This window comes from Algibacter sp. Ld11 (genome assembly GCF_045066735.1).
GTDB lineage: Bacteria > Bacteroidota > Bacteroidia > Flavobacteriales > Flavobacteriaceae > Algibacter.
On the sequence record NZ_JBISHH010000004.1, the window covers coordinates 74080 to 92557 of the forward strand.

At 32.8% G+C, this 18478-nt stretch carries 19 protein-coding genes; 10 read left to right on the forward strand and 9 right to left on the reverse strand.

Features of this window, described 5'->3' with window-relative positions; translation table 11 throughout:
* Positions 1 to 86: 86 nt before the first annotated feature.
* The 9 genes from ACJJV4_RS01485 to ACJJV4_RS01525 form a co-directional block, all read right to left on the reverse strand.
* Entirely contained in the window at positions 87 to 1778 is a 1692-nt protein-coding gene (locus tag ACJJV4_RS01485) for a patatin-like phospholipase family protein (RefSeq protein WP_405291390.1), read from the reverse strand.
* A 236-nt stretch (positions 1779 to 2014) separates the two neighbouring features.
* Positions 2015 to 2314 carry a hypothetical protein gene (locus ACJJV4_RS01490; RefSeq protein WP_405291392.1) on the reverse strand — a complete coding sequence of 100 codons (300 nt, stop codon included), beginning with the start codon at positions 2312 to 2314 and terminating at the stop codon, positions 2015 to 2017.
* A 116-nt stretch (positions 2315 to 2430) separates the two neighbouring features.
* On the reverse strand, positions 2431 to 3177 hold the full coding sequence (locus tag ACJJV4_RS01495; protein ID WP_405291394.1) for a hypothetical protein: 747 nt from the start codon (positions 3175 to 3177) through the stop codon (positions 2431 to 2433).
* Between the two features lie 43 nt (positions 3178 to 3220).
* Positions 3221 to 3949, reverse strand: coding sequence for a LytR/AlgR family response regulator transcription factor (locus tag ACJJV4_RS01500; RefSeq protein WP_405291396.1), 729 nt, complete (start codon positions 3947 to 3949; stop codon positions 3221 to 3223).
* 3 nt (positions 3950 to 3952) lie between these two features.
* Complete coding sequence (locus tag ACJJV4_RS01505) at positions 3953 to 4924, reverse strand: sensor histidine kinase (RefSeq protein WP_405291398.1); 972 nt, start codon at positions 4922 to 4924, stop codon at positions 3953 to 3955.
* Between the two features lie 69 nt (positions 4925 to 4993).
* Entirely contained in the window at positions 4994 to 6214 is a 1221-nt protein-coding gene (locus ACJJV4_RS01510) for an ABC transporter permease (protein ID WP_405291400.1), read from the reverse strand.
* A 2-nt stretch (positions 6215 to 6216) separates the two neighbouring features.
* On the reverse strand, positions 6217 to 6960 hold the full coding sequence (locus ACJJV4_RS01515) for an ABC transporter ATP-binding protein (RefSeq protein WP_405291402.1): 744 nt from the start codon (positions 6958 to 6960) through the stop codon (positions 6217 to 6219).
* 6 nt (positions 6961 to 6966) lie between these two features.
* Positions 6967 to 8175 carry an efflux RND transporter periplasmic adaptor subunit gene (locus ACJJV4_RS01520; protein WP_405291404.1) on the reverse strand — a complete coding sequence of 403 codons (1209 nt, stop codon included), beginning with the start codon at positions 8173 to 8175 and terminating at the stop codon, positions 6967 to 6969.
* 13 nt (positions 8176 to 8188) lie between these two features.
* Complete coding sequence (locus ACJJV4_RS01525) at positions 8189 to 9520, reverse strand: TolC family protein (protein WP_405291406.1); 1332 nt, start codon at positions 9518 to 9520, stop codon at positions 8189 to 8191.
* Between the two features lie 375 nt (positions 9521 to 9895).
* On the opposite strand from ACJJV4_RS01525, the gene ACJJV4_RS01530 reads away from it, so the two are divergent.
* The 10 genes from ACJJV4_RS01530 (at position 9896) to ACJJV4_RS01575 (ending at position 18474) form a co-directional block, all read left to right on the forward strand.
* Entirely contained in the window at positions 9896 to 11230 is a 1335-nt protein-coding gene (locus ACJJV4_RS01530) for a cytochrome ubiquinol oxidase subunit I (protein ID WP_405291408.1), read from the forward strand.
* 2 nt (positions 11231 to 11232) lie between these two features.
* Complete coding sequence (cydB, locus tag ACJJV4_RS01535) at positions 11233 to 12309, forward strand: cytochrome d ubiquinol oxidase subunit II (protein ID WP_405291410.1); 1077 nt, start codon at positions 11233 to 11235, stop codon at positions 12307 to 12309.
* 22 nt (positions 12310 to 12331) lie between these two features.
* Positions 12332 to 12865 (forward strand): DUF6933 domain-containing protein, encoded by a 534-nt coding sequence (locus ACJJV4_RS01540; RefSeq protein ID WP_405291412.1) that lies wholly within the window; start codon positions 12332 to 12334, stop codon positions 12863 to 12865.
* Between the two features lie 93 nt (positions 12866 to 12958).
* Positions 12959 to 13858 (forward strand): EamA family transporter, encoded by a 900-nt coding sequence (locus tag ACJJV4_RS01545; RefSeq protein WP_405291414.1) that lies wholly within the window; start codon positions 12959 to 12961, stop codon positions 13856 to 13858.
* A 156-nt stretch (positions 13859 to 14014) separates the two neighbouring features.
* Positions 14015 to 14380 carry a DoxX family membrane protein gene (locus ACJJV4_RS01550; RefSeq protein ID WP_405291416.1) on the forward strand — a complete coding sequence of 122 codons (366 nt, stop codon included), beginning with the start codon at positions 14015 to 14017 and terminating at the stop codon, positions 14378 to 14380.
* Positions 14381 to 14383: 3 nt separating this feature from the next.
* Entirely contained in the window at positions 14384 to 14968 is a 585-nt protein-coding gene (locus ACJJV4_RS01555) for a TetR/AcrR family transcriptional regulator (protein WP_405291418.1), read from the forward strand.
* A gap of 1 nt (position 14969) precedes the next feature.
* Positions 14970 to 15635 carry an NAD(P)H-binding protein gene (locus ACJJV4_RS01560; protein WP_405291420.1) on the forward strand — a complete coding sequence of 222 codons (666 nt, stop codon included), beginning with the start codon at positions 14970 to 14972 and terminating at the stop codon, positions 15633 to 15635.
* 15 nt (positions 15636 to 15650) lie between these two features.
* The gene (locus tag ACJJV4_RS01565; RefSeq protein WP_405291422.1) at positions 15651 to 16283 is read left to right on the forward strand and encodes an NAD(P)H-dependent oxidoreductase; all 633 of its coding nucleotides are present in this window, start codon (positions 15651 to 15653) and stop codon (positions 16281 to 16283) included.
* 12 nt (positions 16284 to 16295) lie between these two features.
* The gene (locus ACJJV4_RS01570) at positions 16296 to 17294 is read left to right on the forward strand and encodes an NADP-dependent oxidoreductase (RefSeq protein WP_405291424.1); all 999 of its coding nucleotides are present in this window, start codon (positions 16296 to 16298) and stop codon (positions 17292 to 17294) included.
* A gap of 19 nt (positions 17295 to 17313) precedes the next feature.
* Positions 17314 to 18474 carry an iron-containing alcohol dehydrogenase gene (locus ACJJV4_RS01575; RefSeq protein WP_405291426.1) on the forward strand — a complete coding sequence of 387 codons (1161 nt, stop codon included), beginning with the start codon at positions 17314 to 17316 and terminating at the stop codon, positions 18472 to 18474.
* Positions 18475 to 18478: the final 4 nt, after the last annotated feature.

Sequence of the window (18478 nt, forward strand, 5' to 3'; positions counted from 1 at the left end):
GTTTTTAAATTATAGTTAAGAGTCTTTGTTCGCATTATTTGTAACAAGTCTATTTTAGTTTTATTCAATTGTTATCAGTTTTCTACTTATTTAATAAAATCTTCAACCAACCACAGTGGTTTATTATTAAATAGCAACCAGTCGGTTTCTAGAGCATCATAAAGTTTATCTATTTCAGTTAAATCATCTAAGTTAATATCTGGGTCAGCTTTTAATTCCAAAATATACTCCATAAGCTCGTAGCATACGGTAAACTGGCCACAAGCGATTAAAGTTTGCATTCTGTTTTTTACAATATCTTTTTTATCCCACCATAAAATGGTTGGTGTTTCGGAAGCCGTTAAACAAACACTTTCTAGGTTTTTACTTGGGGCTTTTATAGATTTGTTATAAGCAGGACTATTTTTATAAGGCGATTTTTTACCGTTTAATTTATAAACAGTTGCGGTAATACGTTTGTTTTTTAACTGATTTTTAGAGTAGAATAAATCGTAATTTACGCGTCGCATTTGTTTTAAAAACACATCGTTTATCATCGTCATTGCCGATGTTACACGATTGGAGAGCATCACTTGTATTAAGCTAATATCTAATTTTTCAAACGTTAGAATATCATCGAGTAAAGCTTCGGGGATATTCTTATTAAATAGGTGTTTCAACCTAGAGAGTACTGCTATTTTAACTGACGATGCTACAAGTCCAAAAACGGTTAAAAGTAACCCAATACCAAAAAGTGAGCTACCTAAAATATATAAGCCTACATAGTCTGTTGAGCCAAAAACTTTCATGTTGTTTAAAAGTAAAATTGCTAAACCAACCAATAAAATAGACCAATAAATGGGTTTAATAGAAAAATATTGCAATACCTTATTTATAACTCGTTTGGCGGTCGATTTCTTTTCAATTTTAGTAGCATCTTGCTTCCAAGGTTTCATTTTATAGCTCCCCACATCGTTAACAATAATGAGGTCTAACTTACCTTTCATTCTATCATTAATGAGCATCATGCTGCCTATTCCTTGGTTATCGGCTATACCTCCATCCATGATACCTACACCTTCAATAAATGTGTCTAAACCTTTTAAATTTTTATACGAAGAACTATCATGATCTTTAAAATAATCGTCAGGAAACACTAACGGTTCAAACCCTACAGGAAAACAAGATGATGAGGCGATAACATCTCCTAATTCAACCTCATTTCGTAAAGCATTAATTTCTTTTTGATTGTTTCTATATAGTGGATTGTTTCCAAAATATCCGCGGTTTTGAAAGCGATAAGTTAAACCAAATGAAAAATCGGTAGCATTGAAACAAACTTGCTCTAGCTGCGTTATTTTACTTTTTTCAAATTTACCGAATGCACCTTTAAAAACGGGCATTTCGGAATACGTTAAAGCAAAAGCATTTATTAATGATCTGTTTTTATATGGGTTTGCTTTCCAAACGGTATCACTTTCTAATTTAGCAATGGCGCTTTCTAGTAAAACATCGTTTTCTGGTGTAAATGTATTATAAAATTGTGTAAAAAATGTTCTAAAATTATACCCTGGCATCTGCACAGCCTTTGCATAACCTACACCTGTAAGTGTTCCTCCACTTACCGTACTTAATGCTCTTACAGATTTTAATAACGACTTATTTTTATAAGAAACATGATCGAGATAAGATAAAACACCTAAAGCAAAAAAAGTAGCACGATAACCGCCACCGCTAAAGCAAAGGCCTATGTTTTCAAAAGGTGTGAATTCTGATTTTTTATCTAATTCTTTTGCCATGATCTGTATTGTGTCTTTCTGCTTTAAAGATAGTTATAGATTTAAAACTATTTGTAAGTAAAATCACTTGATTGTGTTTTATTTCTGAATTATCTAAATTTCACCCTTGCTAATTCATTCAGACCAAATAATATAAAAGCAAAAACCCTTCACAAAAATTGAATATTATCAATAGTTATGAAAGGTTTACTATTCTAAATTGCAAAAGCAAAATAGGCTATTTTATTACGTTCGTTTTATTTTAAAAGACCTAATAAGCCGGTTAATTCTGTTAAGTTTAAACTAGAATTGCTATCCGTATCTAATACGTTAAAATTTTCTGCTACTGAGCCAATAGCTTCTGTTGAACTAATAGCCTCATCTTTGTTAGAATCTAATAAACTAAATAAGGTAGATATTTGCTGAACTGTTGAATTAGAACTTAAAGAACTTAATAAGGATGCAGCACTTGCAACACTCGATGTATTCATGTTTTTTACACTGTTACAGCTCGTTAAGCTAACAATAACGACTAAAGATAGTATTACTTTTTTCATAATAGTTTTTAAATTTATTTTCAACAAATGTAGTGCTCCCCTATTCTTTTGAGAAAAATAATATACCAACACCGTAATTTCATCTTTTAAACAAGTAGATTTTTAGACGAATGGATTTATTCTAGTTCCTCTTTTAACTTGGTAATTAATAATTTTGTTTTTCCACGTAAAACTTTAGCGTTATTTAACTGAATCTCGGTTTGTAATAAGCGGTCTATAATACTGTTTTGATACTCTTTATTTTTAAGTAACCCGCTATAATCCGATTTGCTACCGAATTCTTTAATATGTTTATAGTTTAAGTTTTCATTAGAAAGCAAGTCTGCCAAAGAAATGTGCTTTTCTAAAACTGGTTTTACTCTGTCCGCAATAATGGCTCTTATTTTTTCATCTTGTTTCGTGAATACTTTAATTTTACTTGGATAAATTGCGATTAAATCTTTTAAATCTACACTTTCAATAATTTCAAATTTGGTAGTATTAACAATAGAGTTTATAGAACTATCGAGTAAACTCACCTCCTTATTAATCATGTTAACAAGTGTATCTTTTGCTCCTTTAGATAGTTCATTAGTTGGTTTGCCTACATATTTTAAAGTGTTTTCCAAATAAGTGATGCTTTTAGGATACTCATCAATTACGGCATTCAATACATGTAAGTTTGTATTTAATTCTTCATTGAGATTGTTGTAAATTTTCTGTTCTACAATATTGTTTTTTCTAATATCATTAAGATCGTTTATTTTCCAAGCAATGGAAATACCAATTACTATAAGTATAATTTCGCCAATAGCATATACCAAATAAGACTTAAACTTACCGAAGGCTATTAGGTTTCTTCTTAATTTACGGAATAGTTTCATAGCGGATTGTTTGGAAATATAAAGATGAAATTAATCCTATAAATTATATTGAATTACTATTTACAAATTCTAGAAAAGCAGGCTTATATTGCTCAGAAACCGTAATACGTTGGTCGTTGATAATAATCTGGCTACGCTCAATAACTTCAATGTTTTTTAATGACACAATAAAAGAGCGATGCACACGTAAAAACTGAGTTTCTGGTAATTCTTCCTGTAAAGATTTTAAGCTCATTAAAGTTAAAATAGGTTTTGGATTATCCTTTAACCAAATTTTAATGTAATCCTTCAACCCTTCAAAATACAAGACATTAGAAAGCTTTATACGTAGTTGCTTGTATTCCGATTTTACAAAAAGAAATTCCTTTCCTTCGGAAACTTCGTTTTGCGTCTTTCCTTTTGATAATGTAAACCAATGGTTTGCTTTATTTGCCGCTGCTAGAAACTCGGCATAATCAAAAGGCTTCAATAAATAATCTAAGGCTTCAACTTTAAAACCTTCCAACGCATACTGATCAAAAGCAGTTGTAAAAACCACACGTGTTTCTTTTGGTAACATTTTAGAAAACTCCAAGCCTGTTAAGTCTGGCATTTGAATATCCAAAAACAGTAAATCTACAGGTTCTTGCTTAATAAACTCCATAGCTTCAATAGCACTACTGCACTTCTTTTTTAAAACTAAAAAAGGCGTTTTTTCAACGTAGCTTTCTACTAAATTAAGTGCCATAGGCTCATCGTCTACAATAACGCAGGTAATTTTTATATTGCTCATAATTTAGTTCGTATCAATTTCTAAATGTCCAACAAAACGATCATCTTTAACAAATGTTTTAAAATTATTTTTGTTTGGATAAAGTAATTCTATCCGTTTTTCAATATTTTGAATGCCTATTCCAGATCCACTTTTATCGTCTGTCTTTTTAGGGAAATTATCGTTTTCTATGGTGAATATTACTATTTTCTCTTCGCAAGTCATGGTAATATCAATCGTACTCGTTTTGCTTGCAGATACGCCGTGTTTAAATGCATTTTCAATTAATGAAATAAATAATAATGGTGCAATTATAACTCCTGTTTCTTCCGTTGGGAAATTATAATTAACCACCGTTTTATCTGAAACCCTAAGTTTCATCAAATCGATATACCTTTTCATAAAATCGATTTCTTTTGATAATGGAATAGATTCATCATTTGTTTCATACAACATATAACGCATCAACTTGCTTAAACTATGTATTGAAGTTTTAGCTTGATCTGGCGAAATATCAACCATCGCATAAATATTATTTAACGAATTAAAAAAGAAATGTGGTTGTAGCTGATAATGTAAATGTTGAAGTTCTGACTTTAGTTTAATATTAATTGTTTCTTTTCGCTCTGCTTCTGTTTTCACCCAACGTTTGGTAGTTTTCATGGCTATTGAAAACAATAAAGGCACCATGAAAAACAACATTTGTATATAAACAAACATTCTAAAAGGTGGGCCATCATCATCCGCTTTATCAGGTTTATTAATAAGTTCTTCAAAAAACTTAACTTCAATCTGCTCTCTTAAAAAAATGAATAAAGCAATAATGACAATATTAATTAAAATGAATTGCATTGTTTTCTTTAAGAATAAAATACGATCTATAAGAACAAAATAATTAATGTAAAAAATGCAAGCATAAAACACCATTGGAATCCAAAAATGAGCAATAATTCTATAAATATTCTGTTCTTGTCCAAACGATAGTAAGTATGGCAAACAAACTAATGTTAGCCATACCAGTACATGTAATACTATTGTTATTGTTTTATTTTTATACATAATTTACTATTCGTAGCGTAAAGCGGTAATTGGGTCTAAGGCTGATGCTTTTCTTGCTGGATACCATCCAAAAAAGATACCTGTTACAGCACATACAGCGAATGAAATGACTATAGAATATAAGGCCACACTTGTAGGCCAATTTAAGAATTTTTCGATAAAAACAGTTGCTCCAAGTCCTAATATTACACCCAAAACACCGCCGGTTATACTTATTAAAATAGCTTCAATTAAAAATTGCATTAAAATATCGGAGCCCTTTCCTCCTACAGCCATGCGTAAACCAATTTCTTTAGTCCGTTCTTTAACCGAAACGTACATTATATTCATAATGCCAATACCTCCAATTAATAGGGAAATACTAGCTACAGCCACTAATAGAATGGTTAGCATTTCACTTGTTGAGCTAAATGTAGAAATCAATTCTTCCATAGAACGCACCGAAAAATCATCATCTTCATTATCCATTAATTTATGTTGCTCGCGCAAAATGACTGTGACCTGTTCTACGGCTTCTGGTGCATCATCTTCACTAACAGCTGACGCCATAACTTGATTTAAATAATCGATGGCCAAAATACGTTTTTGTACAGTTGTATAAGGCGCAATTACCACATCGTCTTGATCTTGACCAAAAGTATTTTCTCCTTTTTCTTCTAAAACACCAATAACCTTAAACGGGATATTGTTAAATCGAATCATTTGTCCAACAGGTTCCCGACCATCAGGAAAAACGTTATCAACTACCGTTTGCCCAATAAGAGCCACTTTTGAAGCTGTTTGAACTTCGGCGTCGGTAAACATACTTCCGCTTTGTAAATCGACTACTTTAATGTTTAAATATTCAGGATTAACACCATAAATAGTACTTGGCCAGTTATTAGCCCCATTAATCACTTGCCCTCCGCCGTTTACAACTGGGGTAATATAGCTTAATAGAGGCGCCTCTTTTTTTAATGTTTCGTAATCGTCAAGTGTTAAAGTCTGTACATCACCTCCGCTTCCTCTTGCCGGACCTCTATCATCGGCTCCAGGTCTAATGGTAATCATGTTAGAGCCCATAGCTGAAATTGTTGTACGTATACTTTCTTTAGAGCCTTCACCAATGGCTAGCATAGCAATTACTGAGGCTACACCTATAATGATGCCTAACATGGTAAGCAACGTTCTTGTTTTATTAAGAATGATTGCTTTTGTTGCGATTTTTAATAAATTTAATAGTCTCATAATTAATCGTCTTGTTTAGGTAATTTAGCCAATTCCTTTGCTGCTGATTGGATATTATGATTTTGATAGTCCTGCATAATTTCACCGTCTTTTAATACAACTGTTCTACTGCTAAACGTAGCAATATCTGGCTCGTGTGTTACAAACGTGATGGTAATACCTTGTTTATTCAATTCTTGAAATAGTGACATAATCTCGTAAGACGTACGTGTATCTAAGTTTCCTGTGGCTTCATCCGCCAGTATCATAACAGGATTATTTACTAACGATCTTGCAATGGCAACACGTTGTTGTTGTCCACCAGAAAGTTGCGATGGTGTATGATGCAATCGATCGCCCAAACCAACCATTTCTAAAGCTTTTATAGCACGTTCTCTTCGTTCTTCTGTAGATACTTTATTATTGTACAAAAGTGGTAATTCTACATTTTCGATTGCCGATGTTCTAGCCAATAAATTATAGGATTGAAAAATAAATCCAATTTTTTCGTTTCTAATGGTAGCCAATTCATTTCGGCTTAAATCTTTTACGCTTACCCCATCAATTTCATAAATCCCTGAAGTTGGTTGATCCAAACAGCCTAAAATATTAAGCATGGTACTTTTACCAGATCCACTAGATCCCATGATGGTAACAAATTCACCTTCTTTTATAGTGAAGGAAATCCCTCTTAGAGCATGAACCGTTTCTGTTCCCATGGTGAACTCACGTTTTAAATCTTCTATTTTAATGATTTCTTTACTCATGGCTGTTTATTTTTTTTTACTTCCCGGACGTTGTGGCATAAATGGACTTTCGTTAGTTCCTGACGGTGGACCGGTAGCTTCAGATTTTGACACACCTTTTAAACTATAAACAAGCTCGTCTCCTTCAGACAGACCACTTAAAATTTGAACATTAACACCATCACTTGCACCTAATGTTACTGTTTTCGGAGTTATACTTCTATCGCTAGCTAGTATCCATAATGTTTTGTTATTTTCTAAAACTTGGCCTGTAACCGTTGAAAAATTATGATGGGTGTTATATATATTTAGTGTTTCCTGTTCTGGCTTAAAATTAATGGCTTTCGCTTCTGCTGTCAATATATCATTGAGCTCTAAAGTAAAAATAGATATGGTTGCAGTTAATCCTGGCTTTAATTTTAAGTCTTCATTATCTGCTTTAACTACTACGGTGTAAGTCACTACATTTGAGGTTACTGTGGGGTCAAGTCTTACCTGCGTTACAATACCATTAAACGTTTCTCCGATGTAAGCATCTACTGTAAATTCAACACGTTGGCCTTCTTGAACTTGTCCAATATCAGCCTCATCCACATCTGCTTCGACTTGCATTTCTTTTAAATCTTGAGCAATTGTAAATAAAGTTGGCGTGCTGTAACTTGCAGCTACGGTTTGCCCTTCATCAATATCTTTAGATAATACAACACCATCTATAGGCGAATAAATATTAGCATAGCCTAAATTGGTTCTAGCTGATTGTAAATCAGAATAACGCTGTGTTACTGTACCTTTTGCTGTTTCGTAATTATATGCAGCATCGTCAAAGTCAGATTTACTAATTACCTGATTGTCAAATAATGTTTTTTGTCTGTCGTAAATGGTTTTAGTATAATTTCTTTGACTTATAGCATTATCATAAGCTGCTTGTGCTTGTGTTGTAGATGCTTTGAGGTTGGTTTTATCCAATTCTGCAATTAACTGGCCTTCTTTAACAATACTGTTGTAATCTACATATATTTTTTCTACAACACCAGACACTTGCGTACCAACATCTACTTGGTTTATAGGCTCTATAGTTCCCGTTGCGGTAACCATTGTGGTAACATTTGCTTTTTTAGCAGTAACGGTTTTTGGTTCTATAATAATAGCATCGTCTCCGTTTATTAAACTGAAACCTACAATAGCCAATACAACTAGTATGGCACTTATTATTATGATATTTTTTTTATTTTTCATGATGGTATGGGTATTATAGTTTTATATCGTTTCCTTGATAAAATTGTAATAGTTGGTGGTATAAAATATTTAAGTATTTGGCTTGTAAATAATTCTGTTGTGCGTTGGTATATGTATTTTGACTTATCACTAAATCGGTAGTGCTTAAGTCGCCTAATTCATATTTCTTTTGAGCAAGTTTATAACTCTGTTCCGATGCATCCTTAGAAGCTTCTGCTGCAATAATTTGTTCTTGAGCCGATAATGCATTTTGATAAGCTGTTTCAATTTTTTTATACAGTATTTTTTCTGTTATTTGTTTTTGTATTTCAGCTTTTTCAATATTAATTCTTGCAGAGGTTACGGCCGATTTTGTTTCATTTCTATTAAAAATTGGTATGCTTAATGATAAGCTTAATTTCTGATTAAAATTTACATCAAACTGATCCGAAAACGTATTATCATTAATACTAGTGTATCCAGAACCTACACTTCCGTTAAGGGATAATGTTGGTAAATATCCTCCTTTAGCAATGTCTAATGCTTTCTTGTTAGCAGCAAGGTTTAGTTTGCTTGCTTCCACTTCTGGTAAATAATTTAAAGCCTTATTATAGATTGAAATTTTGTCTAACTCTAGGTTTATTAAATTCATGTTTTCATCAATGGTTTCAATCTCTAAAGTTTCCATCGGAGAAAATTCTAGTAGTTGTTTTAAATCGATTATATATTGTTGGTAATTATTTTTAGCGCTAATTACATTGTATTGATTGGTAGCAGCTTGGCTTTGCGCTTCGGTATAGTCACTTAAAGCAATAGTGCCAGCGTCTAAACGCGCTTTGGCACGTAATACTTCCTTTTGTGAGGCTTCTAAATTGTTTTCAGCAATAACTATATCTTCTTTGCTGTATAGTGTTTGTAAATAGTTTTCTAATATGCTAATTACGATACTGTTTTTTGCTTCTTCTTCTATAAAGCTACTTTGTTCTAAAAGAATTTTACTTTGTTCTATTTGATTATTTATTTGATTCCCTTGAAATAAGGTTACCGAACTATTCACACCCACATTAGTACTGTGTATTTGATCGGTAACATAGCTACTGGTGATAGGGTCAATCGTGTTTCCGTTTGAAAAACTTTGCGATGCACTACCAAATAAATTTGGTAATCGAGACGATTTAGCGTTGCTATAATCAACTTCTGCAAGGTCTTTGTTTAAAGAAGCGTCTTTTACACTAATATTATTAGCGATGGCATAGTTAATACAATCTTCTAGTGACCATACTTTAGAAGAGATTTCCTTAAGAACTTCCTGCCCGATTGAAATTTGTGCAAATAGTAAACTTGCAATAAAAATATATAATCTCATTTTTTTGAGGTGTTTTTGTTTTACACACCAAAATTGATACTAAATGCTCCATTATAAAATAGTAATAGAAGTTTGAGGCAATTCACTATACTAAAGTCCTAATTCTATCGACGAGATTTTTATCAATTTTACCAATAATTAAAATATAGATTATACTCTTTGAATTTTTGATAAATATCGATTTTATGGCTTTATTTCGCTCAAATTATACTTAGAAAACAACAGGTAATCATTAACTTTGTTCGTAGTTAATTTAAATTGATGAATTAGTGATTTTATATTAATTACTGAAGCTTTTTATATGTAACAAAAGTTACTGTTTTATAGCGTAAAATCGAATAATTTCGTCGGCAACAAATATAAATTATTGCTTTTATGGAGGATATGCTTTTTTATGATAGAATGCAGTTTGCTTTTACCATTACCTTTCACTATTTATTTCCGCAATTAACCATGGGATTATCATTATTGGTAGTCTATTTTAAGGGAAAATATCTTTACTCTAATATTGAAAAATATAACGACGCGGCTAAGTTTTGGATGAAAATTTTCGCTTTAAATTTCGCTATGGGTGTTGTTACCGGTATCCCAATGGAGTTTCAATTTGGAACCAATTGGGCTAAATTCTCAGAACTTACAGGTGGAATTATAGGTCAAACGTTAGCCATGGAAGGTATGTTCTCTTTCTTTTTAGAATCTTCATTTTTAGGACTTTTTATTTTTGGTGAAAAGTTACTTGGGCATAAGCTCCATTTTGTTACTGGTTTTTTAGTCTTTTTAGGGTCTTGGGCTAGTGGATATTTAATTATTGCTACGCATTCATGGATGCAACACCCTGTAGGTTATGAAATTCTAGAGAATGGAAGGTTCGTGCTTAATAATTTTGGTGCCTTATTCTCTAATCCTTGGTTGTTGCCTTCTTATTTGCACAATCAAATGGCTTCAGTAATTACTGCATCGTTTGTGGTAGCAGCTATTGGAGCATTTTATATATTGAATGATAAGCATAGTGAATTTGGAAAACTATTTGTTAAAACAGGTGTTGGGTTTGGTTTAGTATCAAGTATTTTAGTGGCTTTCCCAACAGGAGATTTAGTGGCTAAAAACGTTGTAAAACATCAGCCTGTAACCTTTGCTGCAATGGAAGGGATTTTTGAAACTGAAGATGGCGGCTCGGAAATTGTTTTAATTGGCCAACCAAATATGTTGGAGCAAAAGCTTGACAATAAAATAGCGGTACCTAATATTTTGAGTTTCTTAACCTATCAAGATTGGAATGCAGAAATTAAAGGTTTAAACGAGTTTGATAAACGTACCCATCCTACAAACGTACCTGGGCTCTACTATTCTTACCATATCATGGTTGGTTTAGGGACTATTTTTATTGGTTTAATGTTATTAGCGGCCGTACAACTTTTTAGAAAAAAACTATATACAACAAAATGGATTTTGTGGGCGCTTCTATTTATGCTTCCTTTTCCATATATAGCAAATACAACGGGTTGGTACACTGCCGAATTAGGTCGTCAGCCTTGGTTGGTTTATAATTTATTGCGCACTGCAGATGGCGCATCTCCAACCGTATCTGCAGGAAACACATTATTTACTTTACTTGGTTTTATTGGTTTGTATTTGCTTTTAGGTTTACTGTTTTTAATGCTTGCAGGAAAAATAATTAACAAGGGACCACAACTTAACAACACACATTAATTATGGAATTATTTTGGTATATCGTTTTAATGACCATGCTGGCAGTTTATGTAATTTTAGATGGTTACGATTTTGGAGCAGGTATTATTCACTTATTCTTTGCTAAAACAGAAAAAGATAAAAAAGCTATAACCAATGCTATTGGACCTTTCTGGGATGCTAATGAGGTTTGGCTTATTGCTTCTGGTGGTATTTTGTTTTTTGCTTTTCCAACATTATATGCTTCATCTTTTAGTGGTTTTTACTTACCATTAATTATGATTTTATGGTTGCTTATTTTTAGAGCCATAGGTTTGGAGTTACGCGGACAAGTGCATAACCGCATGTGGGAAGCCATTTGGGATAAAGCCTTTGGTATCTCTAGCCTTTTATTAGCATTGTTTTTTGGTGTCGCGTTAGGTAACGTAGTTCGTGGTGTGAATTTAGGTAATGTGGTCGATGGTGTTTCTACTCACGAAGCACACTTTTTCTTTTTACCGCTATGGAATCCAACATTTAGTCCACATGCCGAAGAGTTGGGAGTTATAGATTGGTTTACCCTTTTACTAGGTGTTATTGGTGTGGTTTCTTTAGCAATACATGGCGCTAATTGGATTATTTTTAAAACCAATTCCGATATAAATCAAAAGCTTAGAAAAGTTATTTTTAACCTAAACATTGTACTTCTAGCTTTAGTTGTTATTTCTATTTTAATTTGGCATTTAATTGAACCACAACCATTTCATAATTTCTTTGAATATCCTTGGTTATGGTTGTTTCCTATTATAACATTAACCGGTTTATTTGGCTTATTCAGAATTAAATCATTCAAAAAAGATGGTCATGGCTTTATCTTTTCGTCGCTATTTCTATTTGGCGGTTTAACCACAACTGTGTCTTCAATATTTCCAAAAGTGTTACCATCAACTAACGATATTAATCCAGATTTAACGCTTTACAACGTCGCTGCAGATGATTATGGTTTATCTGTTGGCGTCTATTGGTTTGCTATCGCTATTGTTTTAGTTGCAGTATATATGTTTATACAGTATAAAGTTTTTAGAGGTAAAATGGACGATGTTGGTTATGGAGAACATTAAATTTTAAACCAATTTATAGATTATGCAAACCCCAATACACACATCTATTAAATTAGAAAAATTTATTAAAAAACTTATTCAAACAAAACCTACAGAAAAGTTAGGTTTATTAGGTAAATGGAATGCCACTGTTTTTCATGTTAATAGGAAAAAGTGTTGGCTTGTAGCTAATGCAAAAACACAATACTCTGTAATTTTAACAGATATAAAAGCGAAGGATTTAAGCAATATTTCAGAAATTTTTAAGAACGCTTTTTATACGCAGTTAATTTATGATGGGATTATTATCGATTTCGAAAACGTAAATATGCTTATTGGTGAAATAAGTTTTTTTAGAACGGATAATGACCGAAAAACAACAGGTTTTCAAAACGATAGACTTTCGCATTTAGAGTATTGGAAAGATGAATTTAATACTTTAGAAGCTATGCCTATTAAAGATTTAACAAACCGCATTAACAATATACCTATCCATATTGGAGAAAGTAAAAAAATGGCAGATTTCACTTATGCTAAAAGCGAAATGAAACAATGTATTGAATTTATACTAATGTAAATACAACCCTATTTTAAGTTTACATTACAATGAACAGTGATATTATATCTTAAATTTTTATTGTAGAATTATAGATTAAATTATCTTCGCGCGATGTGGATGTATTTAGGGCTTTTAGCCGCGCTATTTTTAGGATTACATAACTTATGTAAAAAGCATGCCGTACAAGGCAACGAAGTCTTTCCGGTGCTTTTGGGCACAGTGAGTTCTAGTTTCCTGTTTTTATTACCCTTTTTTATTGGATCGATCTATTTTCCGGAATTCACCAAGAATTTGGGCTTTTACATTGCGCCAATTCCTTGGGAAACACATGGGTTTATTTTTATCAAATCGGCTATAATGGCGAGCTCCTGGGTTTTGGCTTACCAGGCTCTAAAGCACCTACCAATAACTATTGTAACGCCTATACGCTCTGCTGGTCCGTTTTTCACTTTTATAGGTGCTATTCTTATTTATGATGAAAGACCTAACGGATTGCAATGGGTTGGTTTCTTTCTAATTATTTTTTCGGTGATGCTGTATTCTAAAATTGGTAAAAAAGAAGGGATTAACTTTAAAAATAATAAATGGATTTTTGCCATTATAGCCGCAACCTTCTTAGGTGCATCTAGTGGTCTTTATGATAAGTTTCTAATTCAGAATTTACTTCTGGACCCACAAACTCTACTATTTTGGTTTAGCTTTTATGTTATTTTAATTCTCTTAGTAATACTATCAATAACTTGGTTTCCTTTTGTTGAAAAACGAAAAGCTTTTATATGGCGTTGGACTATTCCGGCCGTTGGTGTGCTGTTATCCTCTGCCGATTATTTTTATTTTAAAGCGTTGCAAGATCCTGAAGCTTTAATTATGTTACTCTCTGCCATTAAGAGAAGTCAAATTATAATTGCTGTAGTTATTGGTGGGCTTATTTTTAAAGAACAAAATAAACGCAAAAAATTAGTGCCACTTTTCGGTATTATGTTAGGTGTATTTCTTATTCTATATTCATAATTATTTTTTTTAGCTTACTATAGAACTCATCTTAAACGTTTTATAGATAAAACCCTTCTACTCATCTAAATTTTGGCATTTTGGAATATAAATTTTTGTTAAAAAAAGAATGAACGTTCATTTTTTACATATATTTGTACTCACAAAACATAATAAATGACACTTTTTTGGAATATTTTACGAGTTCTATTTGCAATATTTATGATATACGCAGGTGCTCAGCATTTCACGAATGCTGAGTTTTTCAATGCTTTCGTTCCAGATTTTTTAATATATAAAACGTGTATTATTTATGTGTCAGGCATTATAGAGGTACTACTAGGAATATTATTACTTATCCCCAAATACAAACGTACGGCGGCAAGTGGCATTTTTGTACTAATGATTTGTTTTTTACCAATTCATATCTGGGATGTATTTTCAAATACACCAGCTATTGGTAGTCACCAAGCCGCATTAATAAGATTGCCAATTCAGTTTGTGCTCATTGCATTGGCGTATAAATTTCAAAAAAATCAATAAATTATGGCTAAACTACAGAAAAGTATAGATAAGCGTAATGCATTGGTAAAAGCAACCATAGAGTTGGTAAACAACGATGGTTTCCATGCAACACCCATGAGTAAAATTGCTAAAATGGCGAATGTTTCGCCTGCAACCATTTACTTGTATTTCGAAAATAAACAAGATTTAGTAAATCAAACGTATATAGATGTAAAAGCAGAATATACTAAATATGCTTTTGAAACTTATGATGATAATATGTCGGTTGAGGATGGTTTTGAATTGATATGGAAACGCATTGCAGATTTTAAGCTTAAGGAGTGTGAACACGCCATGTTTTTAGCGCAATGCGATAACTCTCCTATGATTGATGAACCAAGTCGACAAGAAGGCATAAAGCATCTGCAACCTCTACTCGATCTTTGGGAACGTGGTAAAAAAGAAGGTGTTATTAAACCATTGTCCGACTATCTTTTATATGCTTACGCGATAAATCCTTTGTCGTTTTTAATGATGATACAAAAACGTGGTGTATTTCAATTGGATAAAAGCCTACTAGAAGAAGCTTATCAGGCAGCTTGGAGTAGTATAAAACTTTGTAAATAACATGAGGAAAACGGCCATTATACTAGGTGCAACTGGGTTAACCGGTAATATTATTCTCAATAAGCTAATTGAAGATGCTCGATACGATACGATTAAATTATTTTCTCGTTCTAAAATAGAAGGTTTGCCAAATAAAGTAGAGCAATATATAGGTGATTTATTAAATATAGAAGACTTTAAGCTCGATTTTGAAGCAGACGAAGTTTATTGTTGTATAGGAACAACAGCAAAAAAAACGCCAGATAAAAATCTCTATAAAAAAATAGATTATGGTATTCCGGTAAAGGCAGCAAAGCTTTCAAAAGAAAACAATATATCAACATTTTTAGTGATCTCAGCAATGGGTGCTAATAGAAATAGTAATGTGTTTTACAATAAAACAAAAGGTAAAATGGAACGCGATGTCCTGCAACAGAACATAAAGAACACTTTTGTTTTAAGGCCTTCTTTAATTGGTGGCAAAAGAAAAGAGCGCAGATTATTAGAAAAAATTGGACTGGCTGTTTTCCAAGTCATTGAACCTTTATTTATTGGAAAATTAAAACAATATAAAGTTATAGATGCTGAAACTATTGCTGTTGCCATGATAAATTTAGCTAACAGCACAAGTAATGCCGAAGTAATTATTACATCAAGCGATATAAAACAAATTTCAAAAAACAACTAAAAACATAAAATTAACATGGAATTATTAGATAAATTAAATTGGAGATACGCTGCAAAAGCCATGAATGGTAAAAAAGTAGCCGACGATAAAATAGAACGTATTTTAGAAGCGGCTCGGTTAGCACCTACCTCTAGTGGTTTGCAACCCTTCGAAATTTTTGTAGTAAAAAGTCAGGACATCAAAGAAAAAATAAAACCTGTAGCCTGGAACCAATCAGTGGTAACCGATTGCTCTCACCTACTCGTTTTTGCTGCTTGGGATACGTACACCGCAGATCGTATTAATTACATGTTCGATTTAACAAACGATATTCGTGGTTTTAAGAACGAAGGTTGGGAAGATTACCGTAAGATGTTATTAAACTCCTATCCGCAAAAAGATGCCGAAGAAAATTTTAACCACGCGGCAAAACAAGCTTACATAGCCTTTACAGAAGCGCTTACTGCTGCTGCTTTTGAAGGTGTAGATGCTACACCAATGGAAGGTTTTGATGCCGATGCGGTAGATCAAATTTTAGGTTTACGCGAAAAAGGATTACGTAGCGCCGTTTTATTACCAATTGGTTATAGAAAAGACGATGCAGATTGGTTAGTAAATCTTGTAAAGGTTAGAAAACCTATGGAAGATTTGGTAACTGTAATTGAATAAAAAAAGAATAAAATGACAAAGACTATATTATTAAATAATAGGCCTAAAGGCAAACCAACAATTTCAAATTTTGAGTTTGTTAGCGACGGCTCGCCATTGGAAGTTAACGAGGGAGAAATCTTGCTAGAAGCTACTTATGTATCTGTAGATCCTTACTTAAGAGGCCGTATGAGCGATTCAAAATCCTATATTCCGCCATTTGAGTTAAATAAACCAATACAATCAGGTGTTGTAGCCAAAGTAATAACTTCAAAAAATAAGAATTTTGCAGAAGGTGATTATGTTTCTGGTATGCTAAGTTGGAAAACACAACAAATTTCTACGGGTGAAGGCCTTTTAAAAGTTGATGGCAATAAAGCACCACTAAGTACGTATTTAGGGGTCTTGGGCATGACCGGCTTAACTGCTTACTTAGGTTTACACGAAATAGGAAAACCTAAAGCTGGAGAAACTATTGTAGTTTCTGGTGCTGCTGGAGCGGTTGGTTCTGTAGTGGGGCAAATAGCAAAAATTCTAGGACTACACGTTATAGGAATTGCTGGAACCGATGAAAAGATTGAGTTGCTAAAAAGTAAATTTGGTTTCGATGCAGGTATTAATTACAATACTAGTAAAGATATAAACGCCGAATTAAAAACATTAGCACCAAATGGTGTTGATATTTATTTTGATAATGTTGGTGGCCCAATATCTGATGCTGTTTTATTCAACATAAATCGTTTTGCACGTATCATTATTTGCGGAGCTATTTCGGTTTACAATGAAACAGAATTACCAAAAAGCCTTAGTGTACAACCATTTTTAGTTAAAAACAGTGCCTTAATGCAAGGTTTTATTGTTTCTAATTATGCTGAAAAGTTCCCTGAAGCTATGAAACATTTATCTAGCTGGTTAACAGAAGGTAAATTAACCTACACCGAGACTATTGTTGATGGTTTCGATAATATTCCTAGTGCTTTTATCGACTTATTTGAAGGTAAAAATAAAGGGAAAATGATAGTAAAAATATAAAAAATTAAAGAAAAAGAAGATGAACAATTTTGAATTTAAAAATCCGACTAAAATTATTTTTGGAAAAGATTCTATTGAAAAATTAGAAAATGAAATTCCAAAAAACGCTAAAGTTTTATTACTTTATGGCGGAGGAAGTATTAAGAAAAACGGTATTTACGATCAGGTAAAAACAGCCTTAGCGAAAGTTGAAGTTGTTGAATTTGGAGGTATTCCTGCAAATCCAGAATATGCTGTGTTAGTAGATGCTTTAAAAGTAATAAAAGAAGAAAACATCACTTATTTATTAGCTGTTGGTGGTGGTTCTGTAATCGATGGTACTAAGTTTTTGTCGGCTGCTGCATTATTTAATGGAGATACACCATGGGATATTTTAACCCAAAATATTAGAACAGAAAAAGGTATGCCTTTCGGAACTGTTTTAACCTTGCCTGCAACAGGATCAGAAATGAATTCTGGTGCAGTAATAACCAGAAAAGAAACAAAAGAAAAACTAGCTATGGGTGGACCAGGTTTATTCCCTGAGTTCTCGATACTGGATCCAGAGGTCATTATTTCTATTCCCAGACGCCAATTAGTAAACGGTTTAACCGATGCTTTTACACATGTTTTAGAGCAATACATGACGTATTCGGTTGGTGCGTTATTGCAAGACCGATTTGCCGAAAGTATTTTACAAACCATTATAGAAGTTGCACCAAAGGTTCTAAAAGATCCTACAGATTATCAAGCAGCCTCTAACTTTATGTGGAGTTGCACAATGGCCTTAAATGGATTAATACAAAAAGGAGTACCTAACGATTGGGCTGTTCATGCTATGGGCCATGAATTAACGGCTTTATTTGGTATTGATCACGCGCGTACTTTAGCTGTAATTGCACCAAGCCATTACAAATATAATTTTGAAGCTAAAAAAGAAAAATTAGCACAATACGGTGAGCGCGTTTGGAATATTACTGAAGGTAGCATGGACGATAAAGCTTATGCGGCAATTGAAAGAACAGAAGCATTTTTTAATGAATTAGGTATAGATACCAAATTATCTGACTATACTAAAGATTATGAAGGTACAGCTGAAGAGATTTCTAAACGTTTTACAGATCGTGGTTGGTTAGGTTTAGGTGAACACCAAAGTTTATCGCCAGACAAAGTTGAAAAAATTGTAAAAATGGCTTACTAATTTG

Excerpts from the sequence above, each read along its gene's own strand:
- ACJJV4_RS01540 (WP_405291412.1), top strand. The coding sequence starts at position 12,332 with ATGCAAACCCCAATACACACATCTATTAAATTAGAAAAATTTATTAAA.
- ACJJV4_RS01530 (WP_405291408.1), top strand. The coding sequence starts at position 9,896 with ATGGAGGATATGCTTTTTTATGATAGAATGCAGTTTGCTTTTACCATT.
- ACJJV4_RS01485 (WP_405291390.1), bottom strand. The coding sequence starts at position 1,778 with ATGGCAAAAGAATTAGATAAAAAATCAGAATTCACACCTTTTGAAAAC.
- ACJJV4_RS01520 (WP_405291404.1), bottom strand. The coding sequence starts at position 8,175 with ATGAAAAATAAAAAAAATATCATAATAATAAGTGCCATACTAGTTGTA.
- ACJJV4_RS01495 (WP_405291394.1), bottom strand. The coding sequence starts at position 3,177 with ATGAAACTATTCCGTAAATTAAGAAGAAACCTAATAGCCTTCGGTAAG.
- ACJJV4_RS01490 (WP_405291392.1), bottom strand. The coding sequence starts at position 2,314 with ATGAAAAAAGTAATACTATCTTTAGTCGTTATTGTTAGCTTAACGAGC.
- ACJJV4_RS01525 (WP_405291406.1), bottom strand. The coding sequence starts at position 9,520 with ATGAGATTATATATTTTTATTGCAAGTTTACTATTTGCACAAATTTCA.
- cydB (WP_405291410.1), top strand. The coding sequence starts at position 11,233 with ATGGAATTATTTTGGTATATCGTTTTAATGACCATGCTGGCAGTTTAT.
- ACJJV4_RS01500 (WP_405291396.1), bottom strand. The coding sequence starts at position 3,949 with ATGAGCAATATAAAAATTACCTGCGTTATTGTAGACGATGAGCCTATG.
- ACJJV4_RS01545 (WP_405291414.1), top strand. The coding sequence starts at position 12,959 with ATGTGGATGTATTTAGGGCTTTTAGCCGCGCTATTTTTAGGATTACAT.
- ACJJV4_RS01565 (WP_405291422.1), top strand. The coding sequence starts at position 15,651 with ATGGAATTATTAGATAAATTAAATTGGAGATACGCTGCAAAAGCCATG.
- ACJJV4_RS01570 (WP_405291424.1), top strand. The coding sequence starts at position 16,296 with ATGACAAAGACTATATTATTAAATAATAGGCCTAAAGGCAAACCAACA.
- ACJJV4_RS01510 (WP_405291400.1), bottom strand. The coding sequence starts at position 6,214 with ATGAGACTATTAAATTTATTAAAAATCGCAACAAAAGCAATCATTCTT.
- ACJJV4_RS01550 (WP_405291416.1), top strand. The coding sequence starts at position 14,015 with ATGACACTTTTTTGGAATATTTTACGAGTTCTATTTGCAATATTTATG.
- ACJJV4_RS01555 (WP_405291418.1), top strand. The coding sequence starts at position 14,384 with ATGGCTAAACTACAGAAAAGTATAGATAAGCGTAATGCATTGGTAAAA.
- ACJJV4_RS01560 (WP_405291420.1), top strand. The coding sequence starts at position 14,970 with ATGAGGAAAACGGCCATTATACTAGGTGCAACTGGGTTAACCGGTAAT.
- ACJJV4_RS01575 (WP_405291426.1), top strand. The coding sequence starts at position 17,314 with ATGAACAATTTTGAATTTAAAAATCCGACTAAAATTATTTTTGGAAAA.
- ACJJV4_RS01515 (WP_405291402.1), bottom strand. The coding sequence starts at position 6,960 with ATGAGTAAAGAAATCATTAAAATAGAAGATTTAAAACGTGAGTTCACC.